The organism is Streptomyces sp. NPDC096079 (genome assembly GCF_040303145.1).
Classification (GTDB): Bacteria; Actinomycetota; Actinomycetes; order Streptomycetales; family Streptomycetaceae; genus Streptomyces.
The window spans coordinates 25,978-45,440 of sequence record NZ_JBEOST010000019.1 but is presented as its reverse complement, the minus strand read 5'-3'; the positions used below and the strand labels follow the sequence as shown (position 1 = coordinate 45,440).

The window sequence follows — 19,463 nt, the reverse complement described above, 5'->3', positions numbered from 1 at the left end:
CCGGTTCCCCTCACGCGCCGCTCCCCCGCTCCCGCGCCGGGCGGGCGCGTCCCAGGCCCTCGAAGAGCCCCTCGACGAGGAGCGCGAGCACGGCGACGAGGAAGGCTCCGGCGACGACCTGCGGGGTGGACGCGAGGTTGAACCCGGCGGTGATGATCCGGCCGAGCCCGCCGCCCCCGGCGAGTGCGGCGACGGTCGCGGTGGCGACGAGCTGGACGGCGGCGATCCGGACCCCGGTGAGGATCATCGGGAGGGCCAGCGGCAGTTCGACCCGGGCCAGGGTCTGGCGGCCCGTCATGCCCATGCCCCGCGCGGCCCGTACGACGTCGGGGTCCACCCCGCGCATCCCGACGTACGCGTTGGTGAGGAGCGGGGGCACGGCGAACAGCACCAGGGCGATGATCGTCGGCCACTGCCCGTAGGGGCCCAGCGGGCTGAGCAGGAGCAGGACGAGGACGGCGAAGGTGGGGACGGCCCGCCCGGCGTTGGCGAGGTTGACGGCGAGCGCGCCGCCCTTGCCGAGGTGCCCGAGGACGAGGGCGACGGGCAGCGCGATCACGCAACTGAGGACGAGGCAGACGACGGTGAGGAAGAGGTGCTCGGCGAGCCGGTGCCAGGCGCCGTTCTCGCCGGACCAGTTCGAGGCGGTGGTGAGCCAGGACCACGCGTCGGCGACGGTGCTCACGCGGCCCGTCCCCGGGTCCAGGGGGTGATGAGCCGCCCGGCGCCGAGGAGGAGCAGGTCGGCGGCGACCGCGATGACGACGCAGAGCAGGGAGGCGGTGAGGACCTGGGCCTTGAAGTAGGTGTTCATCCCGGAGTAGATGAGGTTGCCGAGGCCGCCGTGGCCGACGATCGCGCCGATGGTGACGAGGGAGACCGCGGAGACGGTGGCGATGCGGAGGCCGGCCATGGCGGCGGGCAGGGCGAGGGGCAGTTCGACGGCGAGGAGCAGCCGGATCGGCCCGTACCCGAGGCCGCGCGCGGCCTGCCGGGTCTCCTCGGGCACCGCGCGCAGGCCGGCGAGGACGTTCCGTACGAGGAGGGTGAGGGAGTACAGGACGAGTCCGGCCACGACGAGCGCGGCGGACAGCCCGTACACGGGGAGCAGCAGCGAGAACATCGCGAGCGACGGGACCGTGTAGAGGAGGGTGGTGATCCCGAGGACGGGTCCCGCCGCCCAGCGCCAGCGGCGGGCGGCGAGCGCGAGGGGCACCGCGAGCAGCACGGCGAGGGCGAGGGCGGCGCCGGTCAGCTGGAGGTGCTGGACGACGGCGTCGGAGAGGATCTCGCGCCGGGTGGAGAGGTAGTCGCCGCAGATCCACTCGTTGCGGGCGAGGCAGTCGTCGGGCGGCGCGGTCACCCTCCCATTCGAGACGGTGGCCGGCCCCGGCGCACCCCGGCCGGGCCGTTCGGGGCTGCCGCGGCGGCGGGGTCAGCCGGTGGAGAGGAGCGCGACGACGTTGCCCGCCGGGTCGGTGAACCAGGCGATGGCGGGCCCTTCGCCGCCTCCGGAGGAGCGCACGACGCCCTTCTCGTCGGCTTCGAAGCCGGGGTAGCGCGCGAAGGTCACCCCGCGCCCCGCGAGCTCGTCCACGGCCCGGTCGATGTCGTCGACCTCGAAGTTGAGGATCGTGAAGGTGGCGGGCGTGTGGTTCTCCTTGGGGTACACGAAGACCCGGGCCCCGCCCGGCAGGGTGAGGTTCAGCATCCGCATCCCCTCGGGGCCGGTCTCCTCCACCGTGAGGCCCAGGACGTCACCGTAGAAGCCGCGCGCGGCGTCCAGGTCGTCGACCGAGAAACCGCTGTAGGCCTTGGTCACGCCGATCATGTCGTGCTCCCTTCCGAGGGGCCCGGTGCCCGGGCGCCCCTTCCAGGATCCTCCGCTTCCGCCGCGCCGTCCGCTCAGGGAGCGATCGGCAGCTGCCGCTTGTGCTCGGTGAGCGCGTAGCGGCGGGCGATCGTGGCGTACGCGGCCTCGGCGACGGGCTTCCCCTCCAGGAAGTCGTCGATGTCGTCGTAGGTGACGCCGAGGGCGTCCTCGTCGGCCTTGCCCGGGTCGAGGGTCTCCAGGTCCGCGGTGGGCGTCTTCCACACGAGCGAGGCCGGGGCGCCCAGCGCGTCGGCGATCGCGCGGACGCGGCGCTTGGTCAGGCCGGTGAGCGGGACGACGTCGGCGGCGCCGTCGCCGAACTTGGTGAAGAAGCCGGAGACGGCCTCGGCGGCGTGGTCCGTGCCGACGACGAGCCCGTCGTGGGCGCCGGCGACCGCGTACTGGGCGATCATCCGCTGCCGGGCCTTGATGTTGCCCTGCACGAAGTCCTGGTGGTGGGCGTCGCGGAAGGTCACGTCGCCGGCGAGGCAGGCCTCAAGGGCCGCGTCGCTGGACGCCTTGACGTCCACGGTGAGGACCCGGTCGGCGCGGATGAAGCCGAGGGCGGTCTGCGCGTCCTGCTCGTCGGCCTGGACGCCGTACGGCAGCCGCATCGCGTAGAAGGTGGCGTCGTGGCCGGCGGCGCGGGCCCGCTCCACGGCGAGCTGGCAGAGCCGGCCGGCGGTCGTGGAGTCGACGCCGCCGCTGATGCCGAGGACGAGGGAGCGCAGCCCGGTGGAGGTGAGGCGCTCGGTGAGGAAGGCCACCCGGCGCTCGATCTCCGCCGTCGGGTCGAAGGTCTCGGCGACCTGGAGGTCCCGGGCGATCTGCTGCTGGAGGGCGGTGGGCGCCGGGTCGGTCACGGAGGTCTCCTCGTCGGGGTCGGTCGGCGGTGCGCGGGAGTCGCCCCAGGTGTACGGGGGTGCACCGGGGTCGACTCTACGCGTCGCCCGGCCGGGCGGCGGACCCGTCCGGGGTGCACAGCACCTCGACCCGCTGGACGTGGTTGTTGGCGAAGCCGCCGCGGTTCCACGGCTCGGTGAGCGGCTGGACGTTCCCCGCGGCGTCGGTGGCCCGCACGGTGAGGTGGCGCAGTCCCGGCGTCGCGGTCCACAGGTGGCGCCAGGCGGCCCACGCCCAGGGGTGGTCGGGGTCGTTGAGGTGCTCGGCGTCGGTCCAGACCACGCCGCCGTCCTCGCTGACCTCGACCCGGGTGATCGGTCCGTGGCCCGACCAGGCGCGTCCGACGAGCGAGACCTGTCCGGGCCGGACGACGCGGGTGCGGGACATGAAGTCGGGGAAGCCCGGCGGCACCATCAGCGCCCGGGGCGCGATGAGGGTCACGGGCTCTCCGGGGTCGTCCGCCCGCTGTCGCAGCCGGTAGGCCACGCTCTGCTGGAAGCCGGTGTACGGGGTGTCGCCGAGCGTGATGTCGCGGAGCCACTTCACGTGGGCCATGCCGTACCAGCCGGGGACGATCAGCCGGAGCGGGCTGCCGTGCTGCGGCGGCAGGGGCGCACCGTTCATCGCGTACGCGACGAGGACGTCCCGCGCCGGGTCGGCGGCCGTCGTCAGGGGCAGGCTGCGGCGGTAGTCCTGCTCGACGCCCCGTTCGACGCCGTGGTCGGCGCCGGTGAACACCGCCTCGACCGCGTCCTCGGCGATCCCTGCCTCCGCGAGGAGGGCGGCGAGCGGGACGCCGGTCCACTCGGCGGTCCCGACGGCCTCGACCAGCCAGGGCTGGCTGACGGGCCGGGGTGTGAGCAGGGCGCGGCCGTTCCCGGCGCATTCGAGGGTGACCCGGCGGGTGACGGCGGGCCGGGCCCGGAGCGCGTCCAGGTCCAGGTCCAGGGGCCGGAGCACCCGGCCGCCGACGGTGAGCCGCCATCCGTCCGTGATGCCCATGGGGATGTCGTAGTGCGCCAGGACGTAGTGGAGGCCGGGCGGGGTGACCGGGTTCAGCATCGCTTCGAGCGGGAGTCCGTGGTTGCGGGCGGCGAGGGCGAGCTCCTGTGCGCTGATGCCCTCGTCGGGGCCCGCCACGCGTCCCGGTGCGCTGATGTCGCTCAGACCGCTCAGGGATCCGTCCATGTCCTCATCGTCCGCCCGGCAGCGGGGCCCGGCACGTCGGGTTCCGTGCGCGCGTGCGGGGTGAGAGCCGGGTGGCGGGCCCGCACGTCGGGTTCCGTGCGCGCGTGCGGGGTGAGAGCCGGGTGGCGGGCCCGCGCGTCGGGTTCCGTGCGCGCGTGCGGGGTGAGAGCCGGGTGGCGGGCCCGCGCGTCGGGTTCCGTCAGTCCTGTCCGGGCCCGCGCAGGGCGCGGTCGAGGCCGTCCTGCGGGAGGCCGGTGAGGGCACGGACGAAGATCTCCTCGTAGGCGGGTTCGCCGATCGCGGCGCGCGCGGTGTCGGTGTACCGCTCGCGCAGGGCCCGCAGCCCCGGCAGGCCGCGCCGGGGCTGGCCGGTGGCCCGCCAGTACGCCTCGCCCGTGCCGCTCACGTCGGCCGCGCCCTCGATGTCGCCGGCCGCCGCGAGGGCGGTGGCGAGGACGTCGAGGCCGAGGGCGACGCCGAGGCTCGCGCCGAGGGCGCGGGTGCCCGCGAGCATGGCGCGGGCGTGACCGGCGGCGGCCGCGGGGTCGCCTTCCAGGAGGCCGGTGAGGGCGAGCTGGTACTCCAGGGCGGTGCGGGTCCAGTGCTCGTCGAGTTCCTCGCACAGGGCGCGCAGGCGGAGCGCCCCCTGCCGGGCCTCGGCGAGCCGGCCGAGGCCGGTGAGGGCGAAGACCCGCACGAGGTGGCAGCGGAGCCGGGCGGCGGAGTCGGCGGGCCCGCCCCGGGCGGAGTCGAGGACGTGACCGACGACGACGTACGCGGCCATCGGGCGGCCCGTGGTCAGCGCGAGGAGTCCGGCGAGGGCCGCGGCGTCGAGGGTGAGGTCGCCCGGCCGGTCCCGGCCGTCGCCCGGGGCCTCGGCGGGCTCGGCGGGCTCGGCGTACTCCGTGTACCTGGCCTCGCGTGCGCAGCGTTCGCTGACGTCCTGGGCGGGTCCGAACTCGCCCTGGAGGACCAGGGTGACGCCGAGGGCCCACAGGGCGCGGGCCCGGACCCGGCCGCGGGCGTCGCCGAGGAGCAGGGCCTGTTCGAGGCCGTCGCGGGCCTCGCGCAGGCGGCCGCGGCAGGACCAGGCGAAGGCGACGGAGCCGATGAGGTCGAGGGCGGCGTCGGGGTCGGTGCGCAGCAGCCGGTCCAGGGCGGTGCGCAGGTCGGTGTGGTGGGCGTCGACGGTGCGGTACCAGCGGAGCTGGCGGGGGCCGTGCCACTCGGTCTCCGCCCGGCGGGCCAGGTCGCGGAAGTGGGCGGCGTGCCGGTCGGCGACGGCCGCGGTCCCGCCGGTCCGGTCGAGCCAGGTCGCCCCGTACTCGCGGATGGTGTCGAGCATGCGGAGTCTGCCGCCGGCGTCCGGCGGGCGGACCACGGAGGAGCGGACGAGTCCGTCGAGGGCGGTGGGCAGGGTCGTGCCGTCCAGGGGTCCGCCGGCGCACACGGCGGTCGCGGAGGCGAGGTCGAAGGGGCCGCGGAAGACGGAGAGCCGGGCCCAGAGGAGGCGTTCGAGGGGGGTGCTCAGCTCGTGGCTCCAGCCGATGGCGGCGCGCAGGGTCTGGTGGCGGCTCGGCCAGACCCGCTCGGTGTGGGCGAGCAGGTCGAAGCGGGCTTCCGGCGAGGCGTCGAGGCGGCTGCCGAGCTGGTCGCGGACGGCTTCGGCGCCCTGGACGCGGATCTGCGCGGCGGCGAGTTCCAGGGCGAGCGGGATGCCTTCCAGGCGTACGCAGATCTCGCCGGCGGGCCCGGCGGCGGGGAAGTCCTGCCCGGTGGCCTGGCGGAGCAGCTCCAGGGCGTCGCCTCCGGCGGGCGGCAGCGGGTCGAGGGGGACGACCCGCTCGCCGTCGACGCCGAGGGCGCGGCGGCCGGTGGCGAGGACGGTGAGTCCGGGGGCGGCGGCGAGGAGTTCGGTGACGAGGCGGGCGCAGGGTTCGGCGAGGTGTTCGCAGGAGTCGAGGACGAGCAGCAGCCGGTCGTCGGCGAGGCGGTGGCAGAGCCCGGTGGTCGCCATGCCGGGGGTGTGGTCGGCGAGGTCCACGGAGTCGGCGACGAGCGGGACGAGCAGCCGCTCGCCGTCGAGCTGGCCGAGGTCGGTCCACCAGGCGCCGTCCGGGAAGCCGTCGGCGGCGCGGTGCGCGGCGCGCAGCGCGAGCCGGGTCTTGCCGACGCCCCCGACGCCGGTCACGGTGACGAGGCGGTGCTCCGCCAACGCGGCGGAGAGGCGCTCCAGTTCCGTGCGGCGTCCCACGAAACCGGGGTTCTCGTCCGGCAGATGTCCACGCACGGGAGCAGTCTCCCTCATGCGGGGCCCGAAGGGACCTGTGGAGCCGTGTTCGTTACGAGGCCGCGGCACTCTCCGCGGCGGGGGTCGCGGGTGACCTGCCGAAAATCGTTTGACCGGGCCGTGGGCGGGCGCTGCACTGTGGCGGGATGCCACGGACGTGGTGCCGGTACGACGGGGAGGCAGCAGCACCGATGGAGATCCGTTCCACGACCGTCCAGGACCTCGGTGTCTTCGTCGACACGCTCCACGCCGCGTTCGGCCGCTTCCCCGACAGGCCGGCCGAGGACGGCGGCGGGGTCTGGTGGTCGGCGTTGGAGATGGACCGGGGCCTGCTCGCCCTGGCGGACGACGGGCAGCCCGTCGGCACGGCCGGCGCGTACTCCTTCGAACTCACCCTGCCGGGCGAGGTCCTCGTCCCGGTCGCCGGGGTGACCGCCGTCGGTGTGCTGCCGTCGCACCGGCGCCGGGGCACGCTCTCCGCGATGATGCGGCATCAGCTGACGGAGCTGCGGGCCCGGGGGGAGCTCCTCTCGGTGCTGCTGGCCTCCGAGGCCACGATCTACGGCCGGTTCGGCTACGGTCCCGCGACCTACACGGGACGGCTGACGGTCCCGCGCCATCAGGGCGCCCTCGGCCTTCCCCGGGCGCGGGGCGCGGCCGACGCGGACACCGGCTCGGTCGAAGTGCTGCGGCGCGCCGAGTGCGGGGAGCTCCTGGAGGAGGTCTACGACCGGTACCGCCGTGCGCAGCCGGGCGCGCTGTCCCGGCCGCACCGCTGGTGGGAGCGCGGCGCCGGGCAGCCGCCGGTCTCCCCGGCGCCGCGCTACGTGGCCGTGCACCGGGACGCCGCCGGTGTCCCGGACGGGTATGCGAGCTACTCGATCGGCGATGCCGAGACCCTGACGGTCGACGAGACCGTCGCCACGGACGACACCGTCTTCGCCGCCTTGGCCCGGTTCCTGCTCGGACACGACCTGGTCTCCCGGGTCGTGTTCAAACACGTCCCGGCCGACCACCCGCTGCGCTGGCGGTTCGCGGACTTCCGCGCCGCCGAGGCGGGCGGCGACACGGACTGGCTCTGGGTGCGCCTGCTCGACGTCCCGGGGGCGCTGACCACACGTGGCTGGTTCACGGACGGCGAGCTCGTCCTCGACGTCGACGACCCGTTCCTCGGCGAGCGGGGGCGCCACCTGCTGACCGTCAGGGACGGCAAGGCCGAGTGCGTCCCGACGGACCGGGAGCCGGACCTGTCCCTGGACGTGCGGGACCTGGGCTCGGCGTACCTCGGCGGTACGGCCCCGAGCACGCTGGTGCGCGCCGGGCACGTCCGGGCCCACCGGCCGGGCGCCGCCGCCCTCGCCGACGCCCTGTTCCGGGGGGAGCGCGCGCCGCACTGCCTGCACTGGTTCTGACCGCGCGCCGGGCGGGGTCACCCGCCCGCGACCGTCACCTCCACCGAGTGCCACCCCTGTGCCCCGTCGGGCATGGTGTCGGTGCGGCGCTCGGGCTGGGTGGTGCCGGTGCCGTCGGTGGCGCGGACGGTGAGGGTGTGGCGGCCGGGGGCGGCGGCCCACGGGTGGACCCACTGGCGCCAGGTGTCGGCGCTGTCCTGTGCGGCGAGCCGGGCGTCCTGCCAGGGGCCGTCGTCGACGCGCACCTCGACGCGGCGGATGCCCCGGTGCTGGGCCCAGGCGACGCCGGCGACCATGACGGTGCCGGCGGCGGGGCGGGCGAAGGGGCGCGGGGTGTCGATGCGGGACTCGGTCTTGACGGGGGCCTGGGCGGCCCAGCCGCGCGGGACCCAGTAGGCGTCGTAGGCGTCGAAGGTGGTGAGTTCGATCGACTCGATCCATTTGCAGGCGGAGACGTAGCCGTAGAGGCCGGGGACGACCATGCGGACGGGGAAGCCGTGGGCGAAGGGCAGGGGTTCGCCGTTCATCCCGAAGGCGAGGAGGGCGTCGCGGCCGTCCATGACGGTCTCGACGGGGGTGCCGATGGTCATGCCGTCGACGGAGCGGGCGACCAGCTGGTCGGCGGGGCCGCCCTCGGAGGGCGGGCGGACGCCGGATTCGCGGAGCAGGTCGGCGAGGCGGACGCCGAGCCAGCGGGCGTTGCCGACGTACGGGCCGCCGACCTCGTTGGAGACGCAGGCCAGGGTGATGTCCCGTTCCACGGCCGGCCGGGCCGTGAGGTCCCGCAGGGTGAGGACGCGTTCCTCGCGGACGCCGCTGCCGTGGAGGCGCAGCCGCCAGCGGTCGGCGTCGATCCTGGGGACGATGAGCGCGGTGTCGACGCGGTAGAAGTCCGGGTTGGGGGTGATGAAGGGGCTGATGCCGGGGACGTCGAGCTGGGCTCCGGGCGGGACGGCCGGTGCGGGGGACGCGGGCCGGGGCAGGCGCAGGGCCGCGCGGGAGGCGGCGGCGTTCTCCTGTACGGGGGTGCCGGCGGCGCGGCCGAGGGCGGCGGCGCCGGTCGCGGCGAGGCCGCTGGAGGCGGCGAGGATCAGGAAGCCGCGGCGGTCGGCCCGGTCGGTGCCGGGCCGGGGGGTGCGGAGCCGGCCGACGAGGACGTACAGCAGGAGCGCTCCGGCGGCGGCTCCGGCGAGCGAGGGTACGGCGTCGACGGCGGAGTCGGAGTCGGGGCGGGTGACGGCGGCGAGGGCCCCGAGGACGCCGAAGGCGGCGACGGCCGCCGCTCCGAGCGGCCGGTGGCGCAGGGCGAGGAGTCCCACGCCGAGGGCGAGGACGGCGAGGAGCAGCAGGATGCCGAGCTGGAGGACGGTCTTGTCGCTCTCGCCGAAGGCACGGATCGCCCACTCCTTGAGGGCCGCCGGTGTCCGGTCGACGACGGCGCCGCCGACGGCCGGGACGGGGCCCGCCTCGGGGCGCACCCGGGCGGCGACGAGGTCGGCGACGGCCAGGGAGACGTACGCCGAGACGAGGCCGCCGAGCGCGGCGAGGAGCCGGTCGGTGCGGGTGGGTTCGTACGGTTCGGGGCGCGGCTCGGGCGCGGTCCTGGTGGCGTTCATGAGGGGAGTGTCGGCATGCCCGGCCGTCCGGGCGGGCCGCGTCACCCGTATGGGTCTCAGCGCGTGTCCGGATGCTCGCCCGGGGTCGCCAGGTCCTCCACGGCTCCGACGCCGACGACCGCGCCGGTGGACCTCCTGCCGCGGCGCAGGCGGCGTTCGAGCCAGGAGGCGAAGGTGGTGAGGGCGAAGTTGAGGGCGACGAAGACGACGGCGACGACGGTGAAGCAGGCGATCGTGTTGGCTCCGTAGTTGGCGCTCATCGGGCGTACGGAGGCGAGGAGTTCGGAGAAGCCGAGCATGGCGCCGCCGAGGGCGGTGTCCTTGACGATGACGACGAGCTGGCTGACGAGGGCGGGGAGCATGGCGGTGACGGCCTGCGGCAGCAGGACGTACGTCATGGTCTGGCCCTTGCGCATGCCGATGGCCTGGGCGGCGTCGGTCTGGCCGGCGGGGAGGGCGAGGATGCCGGCGCGGACGACCTCGGCGAGCACGGAGGCGTTGTAGAGGACGAGGCCGGTGACGACGGCGTACAGGGGGCGGGTGTCGGGGCTGATGTCGGTGAACTCGGAGTAGGCGGCGTTCGCGAAGAGCATCAGGATCAGGACGGGGATGGCCCGGAAGAACTCGACGACGGTGCCGGCGGTGGCGCGCACGGTGCGGTGGTCGGAGAGCCGGAGGATGCCCAGGAGCGCGCCGAGGGGCAGGGCGATGACCATGGCGAGCGCGGCGGCGATCACGGTGTTCTTCAGGGCGGGCAGGAGGTACGTCTCCCAGACGCGGGGGTCGGTGAAGAACGGCGCCCACTTGGACCATTCGAGCTGGCCCTTGTCGGCGAGGCTCGCCACGACCCACCACACGACGGCGGCGAGGGCGACGAGGAACAGCAGCGTCCAGAGGAGGTTGCGGCGCCGGGCGCGGGGCCCGGGGACGTCGTAGAGGACGGTGGGCTTGTCCTTCACCGTTTCACCGCCGCCTTCTTGGCGACCCAGCCGAGGAGGAGGCCGGTCGGGAGGGTGAGGCAGAGGAAGCCGACGGCGAAGATCGCGGAGATGAGGATGAGCTGGGCCTCGTTCTCGATCATCTCCCGCATGAGCAGGGCCGCTTCGGCGACGCCGATGGCGGCGGCCACGGTGGTGTTCTTGGTGAGGGCGATGAGGACGTTGGCGAGGGGGCCGACGACGGAGCGGAAGGCCTGCGGGAGCACGATCAGCCGCAGCACCTGGGGGAAGCTGAGGCCGATGGCGCGGGCGGCCTCGACCTGTCCGAGGGGGACGGTGTTGATGCCGGAGCGGAGGGCCTCGCAGACGAAGGCGCTGGTGTAGGCGGTGAGGCCGAGGACGGCGAGCCGGAAGTTGATGGCGGTGAACCGGTCGGCGCCGAGGGTGACGCCGAGGGTCTGGAAGAGGCCGAGCGAGGTGAAGACGATGATGACGGTGAGGGGGATGTTGCGGACGATGTTGACGTAGACGGTGCCGAAGCCCCGCATGAGGGGGACGGGGCTGACCCGCATCGCGGCCAGCAGCGTCCCCCAGACGAGGGAGCCGATCGCGGAGTAGACGGTGAGCTGCACCGTCACCCAGAAGGCTCCGAGCAGGTCGTACCCCTGGAGGAAGTCGAACACGGCGGCCTGCTCACTGGACGATGACGCCGATCTTCGGGGCGGGTTCGTTCTGGTAGCCGGCGGGGCCGAAGTTCTTCTTGACCGCCGCGTCCCAGGAGCCGTCGGCGACCATCTTCTCCAGGGCGGTGTTGATCTTGGCCTTGAGGTCGCTGCCCTTCTGCACGCCGATGCCGTAGTTCTCGTTGCTCATCTTGAAGCCGCCGAGCTTGAACTTGCCCTTGAACTCGGGCTGCGCGGCGTATCCGGCGAGGATCGAGTCGTCGGTGGTGACGGCGTCGATGACCCCGTTCTCCAGGCCGGTCAGGCACTCGGAGTAGCCGCCGTACTCCTGGAGCTGGGCGTCGGGGGCGATCTTGTCCTTGACGTTCTGCGCGGAGGTGGAGCCGGTGACCGAGCAGAGCTTCTTGTTGTTCAGGTCGGACGGCTTCTTGATCGAGTCGTCGTCGGCGCGGATCAGGACGTCCTGGTGGGCGAGGAGGTAGGGACCGGCGAAGTCGACCTTCTCGGCCCGCTTGTCGTTGATCGAGTACGAGGCCGCGATGAAGTCCACGTCGCCGCGCTGGAGCAGCGTCTCCCGGTCGGCGCTCTTCGCCTCCTTCCACACGATGTCGGACGGGTCGTGGCCGAGCTGCTTGGCGACGTACGTCGCCACGTCCACGTCGAAGCCCGTGTAGGTGCCGTCGGGGGTCTTCAGGCCGATGCCGGGCTGGTCGAACTTGATGCCTACGGTGATCTTGTCGCCGTCGTCGTGGTCGCGGAGCGCCGCCGCCCCGTTCGCGAATCCGGCGGAGGTGAAGGAGAGGACGACGGCCGCGGCCACGGCGACGGTGGCCCTGCGGGTCCTGAGCGGGTTCATGAGGATCACCCCTGGAAGCTGCTGGTCGGGCGACCGGGCGAACGGCCGCGGCTCGGTGACGAGGTCTCGGACGGGTCAGTGGTGGAGGATCTTGGAGAGGAAGTCCTTGGCGCGCTCGGTGCGCGGGTTGCTGAAGAACTCGTCCGGGGTCGTCTCCTCGACGATCCTCCCGTCGGCCATGAAGACGACGCGGTTGGCCGCGGAGCGGGCGAAACCCATCTCGTGGGTGACGACCACCATCGTCATGCCGTCCCGGGCGAGCTGCCGCATGACCTCAAGGACCTCGTTGATCATCTCGGGGTCGAGCGCGGAGGTCGGCTCGTCGAAGAGCATCACCTTCGGATCCATGGCGAGGGCGCGGGCGATCGCCACGCGCTGCTGCTGGCCCCCGGAGAGCTGGGCCGGGTACTTGTCGGCCTGCGAGGCGACCCCGACCCGGTCGAGGAGGGCGCGGGCCCGCTCCTCGGCCTCCCGCCGGTCCTTCTTCCGGACCTTGATCTGGCCCAGGGTCACGTTGCCGAGCACCGTCTTGTGGGCGAAGAGGTTGAAGGACTGGAAGACCATGCCCACGTCGGCCCGCAGGGCCGCCAGTTCACGGCCCTCGGCGGGCAGCGGCCGCCCGTCGACGACGATCTCGCCGGCGTCGACGGTCTCCAGGCGGTTGATCGCCCGGCACAGCGTCGACTTCCCCGAGCCGGACGGCCCGATGACGACGACGACCTCGCCGCGGTGGATCGTGAGGTCGATGGCCTGGAGCACGTGGAGGGGGCCGAAGTGCTTGTCGACCCCGCGCAAGACGACGAGCGCGTCGCCGCCGTCCGGGACGGGCATGGCACCCTCCAGGGTCACGCCCCCGCTTGCCGCTCCCTCCTCACGTTCATGCTCCGCCCTCGGCCCGGCGCGCGCACTCCGGACGACGGGCGTACGGAAGGTGACCGGGCGCCCACCCTTCGCTCCGGCACCCGGTCGGTCCTCCCGGATCCTGCGTCCGGGGGCGGGCGGGCCCACACTGGGGGTGGGAGCCGAGTGCGCGAGGAGGGTCCGCCATGAGCAGAGCCGCACCCAAGGTCAGCACGTTGCCGCAGGAGCACCGGGAGCGCCTGATGGCCTTCGCCGAGGACGTGTACTTCGATTCCGGCCACCGCCTCTTCGAGGAGCAGCAGCACGCCGACCGGTTCTGGATCGTCAAGACGGGCGCGGTGACCCTCGACGCGAAGGTGCCCGGCCGGGGGGCGCCCGTGATCGAGACCCTGCGCCACGGTGAGTTGGTGGGGCTGTCCTGGCTGTTCCCGCCGTACCTGTGCCAGTCGGGTGCCGAGGCGATGACCCCGGTGCGGGCGTACGAGTTCGACGCCCCGGCCGTCCGGTCGATGTGCCACTCCGACACGGAGTTCGGCGCGTCGGTCACGTTCTGGGTGGGGTCGATCCTCGCCCACCGTCTCCATGTGACCCGGGTCCGCCTCCTCGACCTGTACGCCCCGCACGGGAGCGGCATCCTGGCCTGACCGGCACCCGCGGGAACGGCCCCGGCCCGGGCCCCTCGGCCCGGGCCCCGGACGGTACGGTGGAGGCGCAGCACTGCACGCCCCCGTACGATCCCGTACGCGGACTCCGGCGAGGAGCGGCGAGGCCCGCATGAGCGACCCGACGACGGCCCGCGAGGCGATCGCCCTCGTCACCGACGACTTCCGCGAACTGCTCTTCGACGAAGGCCCCTTGACCGGTGACGGGCCGATCGGCTGGCCCGGCTACTCGGCCGCGCACGCCCGCGCCGGCGAGCGCACCGGCGAGACCGAGTCGGTGGTCTGCGGCACCGCCGTGGTGGGCGGGGTGACGGCGGTACTGATCTCCTTCGAGTTCCGGTTCCTCGGCGGGTCCCTCGGGGAGCGGACGGGCGCACGCGCGGCCGCCGCCCACGCCCTGGCCCGGGAGCGCCGGCTGCCCGTCGTCGTCCTGCCGGCCACCGGCGGCAGCCGGATGCACGAGGGCATGCGCGCACTGCTCCAACTCCAGTACCTGGCGCGCGAGTCGGAGCTGACCCGGGCCGCCGGGCTGCCGCAGGTCGCGGTCCTGCGGGACCCGACCACGGGCGGCGGCTGGGCCACGCTCGGCGCGGGCTCCGACATCGTCCTCGCCCTGCCCGGCGCCCAGGTCGCCTTCGCCGGCTCCCGGGTGCGGCCGCCGGACGCGGACCCGGCGGCGTACACCGCCGAGGCGCAGCTCGCCCACGGCCACGTCGACGCGATCGTGCCGCCCGCCGCGCTGCGCGAGACCCTCGGGCGCTGGCTCTCGCTGCTGGTCCGCCCCGCCGAGGGCCCGGTCGCGCCACCGTACGCGCTCGGGGACCCGGGAGCGCCGCCCGCGCCGAGCGGGCGGGAGGCCGTCGCGCGCGCCCGGCACCCGGACCGGCCCCGCGCCGCCGCGTACCTGGACGCCCACTTCACGCTGCGCGAGGAGATCTCGGGCGACCGCTGCGGGGGCGTCGACCCGGGCATGCGGTGCGGCTTCGGACGGCTCGCCGACGGCCGTACCGTCGCCTACGCGGCGCAGTGCGGCACCGCGACCCGCCCGGCCGGTTTCCGCACGGCGGCCCGCCTCGTGCGCCTGGCCGGCCGCCTCGGCGTCCCGGTGCTCACGCTCGTCGACACCCCGGGCGCCGCGAACGACCCGGCGGCGGAACGCGCGGGCGCGGGGACCGCGATCGCCGACCTCTTCGCCGCGGTCGCCTCGGCCCGGACCCCGCTCACGTCGCTGCTCATCGGGGAGGGCGGTTCGGGCGGCGCGCTCGCCCTCGCGGCACCGGGCAACACCTGGGCCACGCCGGACAGCTACTTCTCCGTCATCGCCCCCGAACTGGCCACGGCGATCCTCAAGCGCCCTCCGGAGGAGTCCCCGACGACGGCCGACCATCTGCGCCTCCGCCCGGCGGACCTGGCCGCGCTGGGGGTGGTCAGGGGCATCGTGGGAGCGGCGGGGTGAGCCGCGACGGGTGAAGGGAGCCGTCGGCCAGCGGCCGGTCGACGAGCTCCGTCACGCTGCTCCTCCCGGCTGCGCCACACCGGTCGAGGCTCACACCGCGCCACGCCCGTCCCGGCTCTTCTCCTCCCGGTCCTCGCGGCTGCCGGGAGGGCGGTCGATCTCCAGCCAGACCACCTTGCCCACGGCTCCCGGGCCCTTGTCGCGGCTGCCCCAGGCGCCGGCGAGCCGGTCCAGGACCAGCAGGCCGTGCCCGCCGGGCAGTCCCGGCGACCGTGGGGTACGGACGCGCGGATGGTCCGGGCTGCCGTCGGACACCTCCACCCGCAGCCGCCCCGCCGTGTGGCGCAGGACGAACTCCTCGGGGCCTCCGGCGTGCAGACAGGCGTTGGTGACGACCTCCGAGACGAGCAGCAGGACGTCCTCGACCCGCTCCTCCGCCTCCTCGCCGTCCGCCGGGATCCACCCCCAGTCGGTCAGGGCCCGCGCCGTGAAGTCCCGGCAGCGCGAGACGACGCCGCGCGTGCCGTGCAGCACGAGCCTGCGGATCTGGTCCGGGGGCCCCGCAGCGCCGTCAGCCATGGGCTTCTCCCGTGTCCCGCGGTCCGGCCTGCTCGTCGGCCAGCGCCTCGGCGGCGTCCTCGTACACCCGGAACACGGTCCGGGCCCCGGTGATCTCGAACATCCGGGACACCGGCGGCCGGAGCCCGGCGAGGTCCAGGGTCCCGCCGGTCTCCCGCAGCCGCACGCGCGCCCTCAGCAGTTCGTTCAGACCGGTCGAGTCGCAGAAGGCGAGGTCCGAGCAGTCGACGACGACCCTTCGGGCGCGGGCGCAGTCCTCGAGCGCGCGGCGCAGCGGGGCGACGGTGTCGTGGTCGAGCTCGCCGCCGAGGCCGAGGACCACGACCTCGTCGGACGTCCCGGCCCCGACCCTGACGACGAACCGCTGCCCCGTGCCCCCGTCGGCGCCCATGGCCACGCGCCCACCTCCTTCTCTCCCCACCCAGTCTCGGCCACGCGTGCGGAATCGACCTCCGCTGGGCTCCGGCCGGGCGTGTCCGCACCCCGCCGTCAGCGGGGCTGGACCGCGCCGTCGTAGACGTGGTCCGGGGTCACGACCGACGTGATCGCGCGGGCCAGCAGCGTGGAAGGCTCCTGCCCCTGGCTGAGGCTGTCCGTGTTGATCATGATCACCAGCGTGGCGTCCTTCTCCGGCAGGTACACCGTGACCGTCTCGTACCCCGGAATCGAGCCGTTGTGCCCGATCCAGCCGTTGGCGTCGAAGATGCCGAGGCCGTAGCCGAGGCCGGGGACGCCCGTGGGGATGAACCGGAGACGCTGCGCCTGCGTCTCGGGGCTCAGCAGCTCGCCGGTGGCGAGGATCTTCGCCCAGCGCCGCAGGTCGCGCTGGTCGGAGATCATCGCCCCGGCCGCCCACGCCCAGCTGGGGTTCCAGTCGGTGCTGTCCACGGTCGAGCCGTCGAGCGTCTGGTTCGTGTAGCCGCGGGGGTGCGGCTCGGGGAACTCGGGCCCGCTCGGGAGGAGCGTGTGGCGCAGGTGGGCCGGGCGGAGCACCCGGTTGCGGAGGAACTGCGCGAGGGGCTGTCCGCTGACCTTCTCGACCACCAGGCCGAGGAGCACCAGGTTGCTGTTCGAGTACTCGAACTTCTCGCCGGGCCGGAAGGTGTTCTTGTGCTTGAAGCCGTACGCGAGCGACTGCTCCGGCGTGAAGTAGCGCTGCGGGTCGCTGAGCAGGTCGTGGATGAAGTCCGGGTCGGAGGTGTAGGGGAAGAGGCCGCTGCGCATCTCGGCGAGGTGCCGCAGGGTGATCCGGTGACCGTTCGGCACGCCGTGGACGTAGCGGGCGATGGGGTCGTCCAGCCTGATCCGGTGGTCGTCGACGAGCTTCAGGAGCGCCGTGACGGTGAAGGTCTTGGTCTCGCTGCCGATGCGGATGTAGCCGTCGGTGGACATCGGCTCGCCGGTGGTCTTGTCGGCGACGCCCGTCGCGCGGACGTAGCTGCCCTGGCCGGGGATCCAGAGGCCGACGGCGACCCCGGGGATGCCGGCCTGCGCGCGGACGTCCGCGATGGCCTTGTCGAGCCGGGCGGTGAGCTCGGGGCCGAGTCCGCCCGGCGGGCAGTCGTCCTCGCCGTGCCCGTCGACGCCCACGGCGGGGGCGGCGACCGGGGCCGCGTGCACGGCGGCGGCGGGCGTGGCCGCGATCGGGGCGAGGACGGAGGCCACGAGCAGCGTCGCGGCGAACAGCCGCCGGGAGGGGGTACGTCGCATGAGGGGGGAGCCTCTTCCGGGTCAGGAGAGCTTCGGGACGGCCACATCACCACCGGAGCCGCCGTGTCGGCCCCTCCTCGGGGCGGCCCTGCGGCGAGTCCACCCGTACGGGGGCGTCGGATGCCCGGTGCCGGATAATGACAGCCCCGACACCTGGAGACGAAGGACCGATGACGCTCACAGTGGGCCGCAGGGTGAGACTGACGGCCGATCTCCGGCTGGCCGGGCACGTCGTCCCCGCCGAGGCCGCGGACACGGAGGCGGGCGCGGGCTTCCTGGTCCTGCCGGCCGGCGTCGAGGGCACGGTCGAGCGGGTCGACGAGGACCGGCCGCAGAGCCAGGAGGTCCGCGAGTACGAGCGGCTCAAGTCGCTGCTCGACGACTTCGGCCACCAGATGCCCCCCGGCAGCAGGCAGCAGCTGGAGGAGCAGGTCGGCTCCCTGGAACCCGCGTGGGTCGCGTACCGGGATCGGAAGCTCCGGCTGACGGTCCGGGTCCGGTTCGACAACTGGTTCGTCCTGGACGACGCCCCCGGGGACCTCTTCGTCTCCCTCTGACGCCGGTTGCCTCTCTCCGGCTTCGACCGCCGGTTTGCGGGTTCCGCAAGTTTCTTTGCCACTCCTCCTCCCCCGGGCCGAGTCTGGACGGCGTCCGCACTTGTCGAAGGGGGAGATTCACGTGCTCACGACGTCCCTGCCCGCCCCACCCGCCCCACTGAGTCCACGCAGGCGCTGGACGGTGCTCGCGGTCTGCGCGCTCAGCATGTTCCTCGTCGGCGTCGACGCCACCATCGTCAACGTGGGCCTGCCCGAGATCGGGCGGGGCCTCGACGTGGGCACCCGCGGCCTCGAATGGGTCGTCGACGCGTACACCGTGGTCATGGCCGGTCTGCTCATCGTCGCCGGCGCCCTCGCCGACCGCCTCGGCCGCCGCCGGGTCTTCCGGTACGGGCTGCTCGTCTTCGGTCTGGCCTCCCTCGCGTGCGCCCTCGCCCCCTCGCTCGGCGTGCTGGTGGCCGCCAGGGCCGTCCAGGGGATCGGGGCCTCGATGCTGAGCCCGGTGGCCCTGGCGATCGTGGTGAACGCGATGCCCGACCCCCGGGAGCGGGCCCGCGCGATCGGCGTGTGGGCCTCGGTGTTCGGGCTGAGCATGGCGGCGGGCCCGGTCACCGGCGGGGCGCTGATCGGCGCGTTCGGCTGGCGCGCGGTGTTCTGGTTCAACGTGCCGGTGGTGCTCCTCGCCCTCGTCCTGGTCGCGCTGTTCGTGCCGGAGTCCCGTGGGCAGCGCGCCCGGCGCCTCGACCTGCCGGGCCAGGTGCTCCTCACCGCGGTGCTCGGCCTCACCGTCGGTCTGCTCATCGAGGGCCCCCACATCGGCTGGACGTCGCCCACGGCACTCGTCGGGTACGTGCTGACCGCGGCGGCCGCGGCCGCCTTCGTGCGGGTCGAACTCCGGCGCGACGAGCCCCTGATGGACCTCGGCCTGTTCCGCCGCCCGCCGTTCGTCACGGCGGTGCTCGGCGCCACGGCGGTGTTCGTCGCCCTCAACGTGACGCTGCTGCTCAGCACCCTCTACCTCCAGCAGGCCCGTGGCTGGACGCCGCTCGCGAGCGGCGCCGCGACGCTGCCCATGGCGCTCGGGGCCACGCTGTGCGCGCCCTGGTCCGGAGTCCTGGTGGGGCGCGTCGGGCCCCGCCGACCGCTGCTCCTCGCGGGCGGGTTCACCGCCGCCGGCGGTCTGTGCCTGGCCCGCCTGGACGGCCACACGGACCTGCGGCTGCTCCTGGTGGCCTTCCTGCTGATCGGGATCGGGTTCGGGTTCGCCAACGCCCCGCTGACGAACGCCGCGGTCGGCGGGCTGCCGCCGTCCCGGGCCGGAGTGGCGGGGGCGATCACGTCCACCTCGCGCCAGGTCGGCGTGGCGGTCGGCATCGCCGTCGCCGGCGGCCTCGTCGCGGGCGCGGACCCGGCGGGCCTCGCCGCGGCGAGCCGTCCGGGCTGGCTGATCGTGTCGGCGTGCGGGCTCTTCCTCCTCGTCGCGGCCCGCACGGCGCCCCGGCCCTAGGGACCGTCAGATGCCGGGCCCGTAGCCGGGGTCCGGCTGTCGCGGATGCCACCAGGCCGCGAGCCCCCACAGCGCGAGGCCCGCGACGGCGACGCAGACGAGCGCCGCCACCCAGGGCCGGAGCCGCCGGACGGCCGCCGCCCAGGTCAGCGGCGGGACGACGAGACCGGCGAAGAGGATGAGCGGCAGGTCGACGAGGATCACGCCCCAGTCGCGGGCGTGCGCCTCGAAGCCGCCGTCGATGCTGTACGCGGCCCTGGGCAGCGCGAAGGCGCCCGCGACCGCGACGCCGACGACGGCGAGCAGGCAGCCGACGGCGCTCTCGGCCCGGTCCCGTGATTCCTGTGACGGGTTCTCGCTCATGCCCGGGACG

General features: G+C 74.4%; 20 protein-coding genes. 5 read left to right on the top strand and 15 right to left on the bottom strand.

Going from position 1 to position 19,463, the window contains the following annotated elements:
• Positions 1-10: 10 nt before the first annotated feature.
• The 6 genes from ABTY59_RS29520 to ABTY59_RS29495 form a co-directional block, all read right to left on the bottom strand.
• Entirely contained in the window at positions 11-685 is a 675-nt protein-coding gene (locus tag ABTY59_RS29520) for an ABC transporter permease (RefSeq protein WP_352022108.1), read from the bottom strand.
• Positions 682-1,362: an ABC transporter permease gene (locus ABTY59_RS29515; RefSeq protein WP_352022107.1), complete on the bottom strand. Its 681-nt coding sequence runs from the start codon at positions 1,360-1,362 to the stop codon at positions 682-684. The genes ABTY59_RS29520 and ABTY59_RS29515 overlap by 4 nt, the downstream gene beginning before the upstream one ends.
• Before the next feature lie 72 nt (positions 1,363-1,434).
• Positions 1,435-1,830, bottom strand: coding sequence for a VOC family protein (locus tag ABTY59_RS29510; RefSeq protein WP_352022106.1), 396 nt, complete (start codon positions 1,828-1,830; stop codon positions 1,435-1,437).
• A gap of 74 nt (positions 1,831-1,904) precedes the next feature.
• Positions 1,905-2,735 (bottom strand): NAD(+) synthase, encoded by an 831-nt coding sequence (nadE, locus tag ABTY59_RS29505; protein ID WP_352022105.1) that lies wholly within the window; start codon positions 2,733-2,735, stop codon positions 1,905-1,907.
• Between the two features lie 76 nt (positions 2,736-2,811).
• Complete coding sequence (locus ABTY59_RS29500) at positions 2,812-3,963, bottom strand: sulfite oxidase (protein WP_352022104.1); 1,152 nt, start codon at positions 3,961-3,963, stop codon at positions 2,812-2,814.
• Between the two features lie 199 nt (positions 3,964-4,162).
• Positions 4,163-6,271: an ATP-binding protein gene (locus ABTY59_RS29495; RefSeq protein WP_502995442.1), complete on the bottom strand. Its 2,109-nt coding sequence runs from the start codon at positions 6,269-6,271 to the stop codon at positions 4,163-4,165.
• A gap of 173 nt (positions 6,272-6,444) precedes the next feature.
• Between ABTY59_RS29495 and ABTY59_RS29490 the strand changes: the two genes are divergently transcribed.
• Positions 6,445-7,665, top strand: a complete 1,221-nt coding sequence (locus ABTY59_RS29490; RefSeq protein WP_352022102.1) for a GNAT family N-acetyltransferase — start codon at positions 6,445-6,447, stop codon at positions 7,663-7,665.
• Positions 7,666-7,682: 17 nt separating this feature from the next.
• Here the strand turns inward: ABTY59_RS29490 and ABTY59_RS29485 are convergent, their stop codons facing one another.
• The 5 genes from ABTY59_RS29485 to ABTY59_RS29465 all read right to left on the bottom strand — a co-directional run bounded on the left by ABTY59_RS29485 (position 7,683) and on the right by ABTY59_RS29465 (position 12,589).
• Positions 7,683-9,281, bottom strand: coding sequence for a molybdopterin-dependent oxidoreductase (locus ABTY59_RS29485; protein ID WP_352022101.1), 1,599 nt, complete (start codon positions 9,279-9,281; stop codon positions 7,683-7,685).
• Between the two features lie 56 nt (positions 9,282-9,337).
• Complete coding sequence (locus ABTY59_RS29480; protein ID WP_352022100.1) at positions 9,338-10,240, bottom strand: amino acid ABC transporter permease; 903 nt, start codon at positions 10,238-10,240, stop codon at positions 9,338-9,340.
• Positions 10,237-10,902 (bottom strand): amino acid ABC transporter permease, encoded by a 666-nt coding sequence (locus tag ABTY59_RS29475; protein ID WP_352022099.1) that lies wholly within the window; start codon positions 10,900-10,902, stop codon positions 10,237-10,239. Before ABTY59_RS29475 ends, ABTY59_RS29480 begins: the two co-directional genes overlap by 4 nt.
• Positions 10,903-10,912: 10 nt before the next feature.
• Entirely contained in the window at positions 10,913-11,758 is an 846-nt protein-coding gene (locus ABTY59_RS29470; RefSeq protein WP_352022098.1) for a glutamate ABC transporter substrate-binding protein, read from the bottom strand.
• A 75-nt stretch (positions 11,759-11,833) separates the two neighbouring features.
• A complete protein-coding gene (locus ABTY59_RS29465; protein WP_352022097.1) occupies positions 11,834-12,589 on the bottom strand; it encodes an amino acid ABC transporter ATP-binding protein in 756 nt (251 codons plus the stop codon).
• 215 nt (positions 12,590-12,804) lie between these two features.
• On the opposite strand from ABTY59_RS29465, the gene ABTY59_RS29460 reads away from it, so the two are divergent.
• On the top strand, positions 12,805-13,263 hold the full coding sequence (locus ABTY59_RS29460; protein ID WP_352022096.1) for a Crp/Fnr family transcriptional regulator: 459 nt from the start codon (positions 12,805-12,807) through the stop codon (positions 13,261-13,263).
• A 130-nt stretch (positions 13,264-13,393) separates the two neighbouring features.
• The gene (locus ABTY59_RS29455) at positions 13,394-14,737 is read left to right on the top strand and encodes a carboxyl transferase domain-containing protein (RefSeq protein WP_352022095.1); all 1,344 of its coding nucleotides are present in this window, start codon (positions 13,394-13,396) and stop codon (positions 14,735-14,737) included.
• Positions 14,738-14,827: 90 nt separating this feature from the next.
• Here the strand turns inward: ABTY59_RS29455 and ABTY59_RS29450 are convergent, their stop codons facing one another.
• The 3 genes from ABTY59_RS29450 to ABTY59_RS29440 form a co-directional block, all read right to left on the bottom strand.
• A complete protein-coding gene (locus tag ABTY59_RS29450; protein WP_352022094.1) occupies positions 14,828-15,316 on the bottom strand; it encodes an ATP-binding protein in 489 nt (162 codons plus the stop codon).
• Positions 15,309-15,707, bottom strand: coding sequence for an STAS domain-containing protein (locus ABTY59_RS29445; protein WP_352022181.1), 399 nt, complete (start codon positions 15,705-15,707; stop codon positions 15,309-15,311). Before ABTY59_RS29445 ends, ABTY59_RS29450 begins: the two co-directional genes overlap by 8 nt.
• 98 nt (positions 15,708-15,805) lie before the next feature.
• The gene (locus ABTY59_RS29440) at positions 15,806-17,026 is read right to left on the bottom strand and encodes a serine hydrolase domain-containing protein (protein ID WP_352022093.1); all 1,221 of its coding nucleotides are present in this window, start codon (positions 17,024-17,026) and stop codon (positions 15,806-15,808) included.
• A gap of 170 nt (positions 17,027-17,196) precedes the next feature.
• Here ABTY59_RS29440 and ABTY59_RS29435 point away from each other — a divergent pair, with 170 nt between their 5' ends.
• Both ABTY59_RS29435 and ABTY59_RS29430 read left to right on the top strand, forming a co-directional pair.
• The gene (locus ABTY59_RS29435) at positions 17,197-17,583 is read left to right on the top strand and encodes a hypothetical protein (RefSeq protein ID WP_352022092.1); all 387 of its coding nucleotides are present in this window, start codon (positions 17,197-17,199) and stop codon (positions 17,581-17,583) included.
• Positions 17,584-17,704: 121 nt separating this feature from the next.
• Positions 17,705-19,090: an MFS transporter gene (locus ABTY59_RS29430; protein WP_352022091.1), complete on the top strand. Its 1,386-nt coding sequence runs from the start codon at positions 17,705-17,707 to the stop codon at positions 19,088-19,090.
• 6 nt (positions 19,091-19,096) lie between these two features.
• Here the strand turns inward: ABTY59_RS29430 and ABTY59_RS29425 are convergent, their stop codons facing one another.
• On the bottom strand, positions 19,097-19,453 hold the full coding sequence (locus ABTY59_RS29425) for a hypothetical protein (protein WP_352022090.1): 357 nt from the start codon (positions 19,451-19,453) through the stop codon (positions 19,097-19,099).
• Positions 19,454-19,463: the final 10 nt, after the last annotated feature.